The organism is Alteromonas sp. ABH4_456 (genome assembly GCF_056160645.1).
Window position 1 is genome coordinate 1 of sequence record NZ_JBSWXO010000030.1, and the last position, 3,577, is coordinate 3,577.

The following is a 3,577-nucleotide window of genomic DNA, read 5'->3' on the forward strand; positions in this document are numbered from 1 at the left end:
CTCGGTAATTTCTTTTTGGCGATTGATCTGATCGCAGAAATCACACTGAGTTCCCCTATGGGGTGCTCTACACTTAAGAACAGTTATTTAGGGATGAGGCTTGTAAAGGTCTTTTAAGGGAAGATATCCCTTCAGATTGTGATTTTAATAATTTGCCAAGTTTAGCACCTAATGGATGTTCGTGGTTTGATTCTTTATCCTTTGGATACAATACTACATTTAAGAGTGCATGCGATACTCATGACCAATGTTACACGATGGTAGGCTCTACTAAAAGCAGATGCGATAATAACTTCCATACCAATATGTATAATATTTGTGAAAGCAACTTTAATAAATCAGATCGAAGCTATGCGGCTCGAACTATTCGAAACAGATGTCAAAATGCTAAAGCTGCTTATTATAGCGCTGTTAGAGTTGATTCTATATCCGGTATTTGGGTTTGCGAATGCGCAAGAGGATGCGGCTTGTGTTGATTGGGCCGGGGCTGTTAGGCACACTTGCGGTGGAGATGTTATTGATGAATTGGAGGGGGGCGGTTAATGTCTGCTTCCATCAAAAATTTAATATTATTAGCGAGTACTATTTCTTTAACATCTAACGCTGAAGATTGCAAGAGCCTTTACTTAAAAGGTTTTGCAAGCTCACCGGGGGAGCAACTTCATATTGAATATCTGTATGAAGATTTTGCTTCGAAAAAATATAGTGAAGATGGCATAGCTAACTTGCAGAAGTATAATAGTGCTGAGCAATATATTGAAGCTGCTCTAGTCGGAAATGAACCTGATATTTTGGAATTACCAAACGGGAACTACACGCTTTTAGATTTTGCTGTCTCAACTAATGTAAGCAAAAATATTATAGAAAAAGTTGCTCAGAGCGGACATGAGCTAACCAATAAGGGTGTGGTAAGTGTAATTACAACAAGAAAATTAGAAGATTTGTGGGAAGTTATTCTTAACAATTATGGCGCCATTGATGACTTATTTATATTAACACCGGAAGGTAAATATTCCGTTGGTAGTTACTTTTTAAAAGAAAGAGATTTTAAAAACTTACAGTTTTTGTCTGAAAAAGGGGGCATCAATTTAGAAACTAATCTGTTACGCTATGACATCGTAGACTACAAGTTTTTTTCTTTAAAAGAAACGGCAGAGTTAGGCACATTTGTCGATTTAAATAATTACAAGATTAAACTGAAAGAGCATAATTATAATAAAATGCTTGATAGTTACCATAAACAAAGACTAATAGATGAGTATTCCGATTATGTTTTAGTATCGTTGTGTCCGGAATCCGAACTTGATTATAGTAATATTAAAGTTGAAGATGCGGTTCCCAAAAGTAAAATTAACTCTATACTGGAAAGCAATAATATTGAAATGGAAAATTTTAGTATTGCAGCAGTAGGAGCTTTGGGGTTGAATGAAATTGAGGAGGAATATTTAGCTTTTTTACTTCATCAGGATAAATTGATTAATAGAAATGATGCTGTCTTTATTGAATCTTTTGAGGGAATAGAGCCCGCTGAATTAATAAAAATGGTCAAAGGTAAGGATAAAGTTACTTTTAGTTATAGTGGTATTAATGCTGCTGAGTATGCTTTTTTTAAAAGGATTTTATTCTACGATGACGTTAAAAAACATCTAAGTGTTGAGCGTCTAGGTGGATTCTTGTCAACCAGATGGTTCTCACTATCAAATTCAGAGAAAGAATTGCTGAAGAATATGGATCATTTAAGATATCGAGGAAAAAACCTCTATTACTATATATTATTTTACGCTGAAAGTAGTGAAGTTTTTAAAGATAAAAAGTTGATAGATAAAGTGAAGGTTGACTTTGGTATACCGATAAAAAAGGTTATTGATATGAGGGCTATTTATGACTATAGGTATAGGGCAATTTCAAGAGATTTCAATAAATGATTAAAATGGAAAAAATTTTTCTTTATGTTTTTATAGTATTGAATACAAATAGCCTTTTATTATTTTTTATCCTGCAAGGCTATTATCATGATCCACTTTCTTTCGCTAGTTTTTTAGTCATACTTTTTATTCACTTAGTAGTCACTTTTATAATTTTAAAACTTTTTATATCAAAAAGTCGAGTGAAATTTGTATCGTTATCTATATTGGCTATTTTTATTGTTGGATATAGTTCATTTTTAACTTCTTTCGATATTGCTGCTTTTGAAAAAGCTAAAGCCGTTGAAACGTCAAGTGAATGCTTATATAAATTGGTGGAGTATCAAACTTTATTTGGTGGTTATCAACTTCGTAATGTTATCGCTAGAAATAAAAATATAGATAGAGATACCGTGTTATTATTGATATCTAAAGGTGAGAAGGGTGTTAAGCAGAATTTGTTAAATAACCCAAGTGTGAATGACTCCCTTATGAGCGAGATTGAAAAATAGGTTGTAGTAATGACTAAGAGAGTTTTGTTCTGTTTTATCTTATTTTTTTCCTGGAAAGACCCGTTTTTGGAGAAGACGATTTATTCAGGAAGTTTCAGTCTTTGCTTCCATATAAGATTGTTGCGATAGAAGAATCTCCTATAGCGGGTGTTTCTCAGGTATTAACTGATACAAAAATTTTTTACATAACTAATGATGGTAGTAATTTGATATATGGAGAGATTTTTAAATTTGATAGTAATTTTTTTAACTATACTAAGGACCGTCTTGATGATTTTAGGATTAAGAAGTTAGAGGATTTTTCAAGAGATCTGATATCGTATCCATCGGAAAACGAGCTTTACAAGATTACAGTTTTTACTGATGCTACGTGTCCTTATTGTAGAAAACTACACAAGACTATTCCTGAGTTAAATAAACTTGGGATTACTGTAGAGTATGTGTTATTCCCGAGATTGGGATTAGCTGGTGATACTTTCAATGTAAATCGCAATATTTGGTGTTCAGATGATCCGAAGGTAAATTTAGAAAAATATTTTAATAAGAAGAAAATTGATTCGGAATTTTGTATTGGTAAGCTGAATTCGATGTATGAAATAGGATTGCTATTCAATGTATCAGCTACACCTACAATTGTTTTTTCTGACATGTCCGTAATATCAGGAGCAAGAAGTACAGAAGAAATTTTAGAACGCGTTAAAAGTGCAAGTTTATTAAACTAAAATGAATTAGGAAACAGGGCAAGGTCACGAACATTTATTAACCAGCTGAGTTAAGCGACATTACAACTGGACGAAATATAGTGACTGTGATCTTATACTCTCTTTTGCGGATAGAGTTATGGGTACGGGTGCATTTGAAAAGCTTTTTTAAGAGCATAGAACGCGTGAATTAGGCTCGATTCGAGGCGGTGATGCTTCTAAATTTGGAATTTATAAGCGGAAACAATCGCCTAAAGGCAGCAGGAAGCACATCTCACACGGAGAGGTTTATTCTTGGGTTAGCCGGTTTGGTAATTCAGAAGAAGACGCTTTTGAGAACGTGAAAGCTAAATTACTCGATATTATTCGACTAAATAACTGATCCTATGTCTGCTACACCTTTGCCATTCCGTGGGCATTGCCGGGGAATGGTGATGCGGTCTCCATAAACCGCCGTACT

At 34.0% G+C, this 3,577-nt stretch carries 3 protein-coding genes; all 3 read left to right on the forward strand.

Going from position 1 to position 3,577, the window contains the following annotated elements:
* Positions 1-542: 542 nt before the first annotated feature.
* Genes ACXAG2_RS20735 through ACXAG2_RS20745 form a run of 3 tightly spaced genes read left to right on the forward strand, consistent with a single transcriptional unit; the run spans position 543 to position 3,138 of the window.
* Positions 543-1,925 carry a hypothetical protein gene (locus tag ACXAG2_RS20735; RefSeq protein ID WP_474870207.1) on the forward strand — a complete coding sequence of 461 codons (1,383 nt, stop codon included), beginning with the start codon at positions 543-545 and terminating at the stop codon, positions 1,923-1,925.
* Positions 1,922-2,416, forward strand: a complete 495-nt coding sequence (locus tag ACXAG2_RS20740; protein WP_474870210.1) for a hypothetical protein — start codon at positions 1,922-1,924, stop codon at positions 2,414-2,416. Before ACXAG2_RS20735 ends, ACXAG2_RS20740 begins: the two co-directional genes overlap by 4 nt.
* A gap of 50 nt (positions 2,417-2,466) precedes the next feature.
* The gene (locus tag ACXAG2_RS20745) at positions 2,467-3,138 is read left to right on the forward strand and encodes a thioredoxin fold domain-containing protein (RefSeq protein ID WP_474870213.1); all 672 of its coding nucleotides are present in this window, start codon (positions 2,467-2,469) and stop codon (positions 3,136-3,138) included.
* The last annotated feature ends 439 nt before the right edge of the window (positions 3,139-3,577 follow it).

What these genes read in the sequence shown, in the direction of transcription:
- ACXAG2_RS20735 (WP_474870207.1), top strand. Translation starts at nt 543, where the DNA reads ATGTCTGCTTCCATCAAAAATTTAATATTATTAGCGAGTACTATTTCT.
- ACXAG2_RS20740 (WP_474870210.1), top strand. Translation starts at nt 1,922, where the DNA reads ATGATTAAAATGGAAAAAATTTTTCTTTATGTTTTTATAGTATTGAAT.